3 protein-coding genes are annotated in these 2,285 nt (G+C 71.8%); 2 read left to right on the top strand and 1 reads right to left on the bottom strand.

Features of this window, described 5'->3' with window-relative positions:
* Positions 1–229: 229 nt before the first annotated feature.
* Together G6R24_RS23045 and G6R24_RS23040 are read left to right on the top strand one after the other, a co-directional pair.
* Positions 230–889: a PfkB family carbohydrate kinase gene (locus tag G6R24_RS23045; protein WP_225438860.1), complete on the top strand. Its 660-nt coding sequence runs from the start codon at positions 230–232 to the stop codon at positions 887–889.
* Positions 886–1,251 carry a PfkB family carbohydrate kinase gene (locus G6R24_RS23040; protein ID WP_225438859.1) on the top strand — a complete coding sequence of 122 codons (366 nt, stop codon included), beginning with the start codon at positions 886–888 and terminating at the stop codon, positions 1,249–1,251. Before G6R24_RS23045 ends, G6R24_RS23040 begins: the two co-directional genes overlap by 4 nt.
* A gap of 43 nt (positions 1,252–1,294) precedes the next feature.
* On the opposite strand, the gene G6R24_RS20355 is transcribed toward G6R24_RS23040, so the two are convergent.
* Complete coding sequence (locus tag G6R24_RS20355) at positions 1,295–1,852, bottom strand: NUDIX hydrolase (protein ID WP_163550749.1); 558 nt, start codon at positions 1,850–1,852, stop codon at positions 1,295–1,297.
* Positions 1,853–2,285: the final 433 nt, after the last annotated feature.

Raw genomic sequence — 2,285 nt, 5'->3', positions numbered from 1 at the left:
ACCAGAGAACCGTGAAGTAACACGGGCATGTTTCCGTCCCGATGTTCCGGATACCCACGAACGAGGGTGCCGGCGGCCGTCAGCAGCCTGCCGCATCGGCGCTATCCGGCAGCGAAGGAAACGCACTCGGAGGTATGACCCCCGGGAATATCCCGCAGCGCGCGTGCCGTGGGACTCCGGCACGATCCGCTGCCGGAGTCAGCACCCGGCCGGCGCCGAGAATGGACGGGTGAGCGCACACCCACCGTCCCCGACCGACAGGCCACCGCCCCTGGGGTTGTTCATCGGCCTGACCACGTTCGACACCGTCTATCAGGTGCGGCGACCACCGGACGCCGACGAGAAGATCGTGGCCGAACAGTTCATGACCGCCGCCGGCGGACCGGCGACCGGGGCCGCGGTGACCTTCGCGCACCTGGGTGGCCGGGCGGTTCTGGTGAGCGCCATCGGCACCGGCCCGCTCGCCCAGGCCGTGCGCGCGGATCTCGCCGCGGCCGGCGTCACCACGCTCGATCTTCGTCCGGACGCGGCCACCCTGCCCATCTCGGCCATCATGGTCAGCGCCTCGACCGGCCAGCGGGCGGTGGTCTCCGCCCACGGCCAGCCGCCGCCCACACCACCGGGCCGCACAGCACCGGACGGCACACCGCCGGACGGCATGCCACCGGAGGCGGCCATGGCGAGGGCCTGCGCCGAGGCGGGTGCCCTGCTCCCGCGGGCGTCCGTCGTCCTGCTGGATGGTCATCAGCCCGCGGCCGCACTCGAGATCCTGACCGCGCTGGCCGCCGTCCGGTCCAGGTCCGGGATCGGGCGCCGACCGCTGGTGATCCTCGACGCCGGCTCCTGGAAACCCGGCACCGACCGGCTGCTCCCCCCCTCGACATCGTGATCAGCGGCGCCGCCTTCCGCCCACCGACCCGCGCCGACGGCGGGGATGCGGTCACGCGGACGTTGCGGTATCTGCTGGCGCAGGGGCCGTCGTTCGCGGCGGTCACCGCCGGCCCCGGTCCGATCCGCTGGGCGGACGCCACGGGTCACGGGACGGTCACGCCGCCCGCCGTCCACGCGGTGGACACCCTGGGCGCCGGCGATGTGCTGCACGGCGCCTTCGCCTGGGCGGTCGCCCAGGGCGCCGGCGCCCGCCGAGCCGATCTGGTCGCCGCGCTCACCTCGGCGTCCGGGGTCGCCAGCAGGTCAGTCGGGAGCTTCGGCAGCAGGGCCTGGCTGGGCCCCGCGCCGACGTCCGACTGACCCGGCCACCGTCGGGGACGGCCAGCCGGCCCCGACACCCGCCTCAGCGCACCAGGCGGGCCTCGCGTGACATCCGCACGAGTCTGGTGCCCAGCTGGCCGGGGATCGTGGCCGGGTCGACCCAGCGCACGGCGTGCGCGCGGGCGTCGGAGACGGCCAGGTCCCGATCCTCGACGTGGAACAGGTAGGTCACGTTGTAGTGGACGTGTTCGGGTTCGCCGAGCACGGGCACGGCCGGGGCGATCGTCGCGTCCACGTCGACGGGGACGATGCCGTCGGGGATCACCATGTTCGGGTCGACGCCGCCGCGGCGGGACGCCAGACCCAGCGCGGCGCCGAGCAGGGACGCGTCGTCCACCTCCAGATGACCGGTCGGCAACTGCCAGCCGGACGACGGCGCGTCGCGGACCTCCAGGACGCGCCAGTCCGGCGACACGATGGCGGCGCGGCAGGTGACATGCGCGGGAGTGGTATCACGGGCGATGATCGACGGACCATGCAGCGCCAGGACGATGAGGGACCGGATGAGGTCCACGTCATCCGGGTTCGCCTCGACGTAACCGAGGGCCACGCTGATGACCGCGTTGTTGGTGACCGTCACGTTCAGAGAGCGAGCTGAGACCGGGTGCCCGGAACGGGGCACCGACGTCCAGACACGTCGCACCTCGGACTGTACATGCAACCTCACTTTACGTGTCGATGATGCTAATCTCACCGTAGGTACACGGCCAGGTCACAACCGTCACGGACATCATCGTCCCACCGCGCTCGACACACCGCCCGGCGCCCGCGAGGTCTCGCACGCCAGGAGCGCAGCCGAAGCAACCGTCAGGATGAGCGGTTACCCTGGCCCTATCATGGCTAAACCTAACTAGTACCGCAAATCCGAACTTTTGCTCCCCCTTGGGACGGCCACGCCGTCGGCCCTGGTCAGCGGCGTGACCAGGGCCGCTACCGCCATCGGACGGGTGACCACGCTCAGGCCAGTGATCGTGACGTCCTGCCGACAGCCGTGGCCCTGGCACCCCCCGACC

Origin of the sequence: Candidatus Frankia nodulisporulans, from assembly GCF_902806475.1 — a bacterium.
Taxonomy (GTDB): Bacteria; Actinomycetota; Actinomycetes; order Frankiales; family Frankiaceae; genus Frankia; species Frankia umida.
The sequence above is the reverse complement of the archived record's forward strand: the minus strand, read 5'-3'. Positions and strand labels throughout refer to the sequence as shown.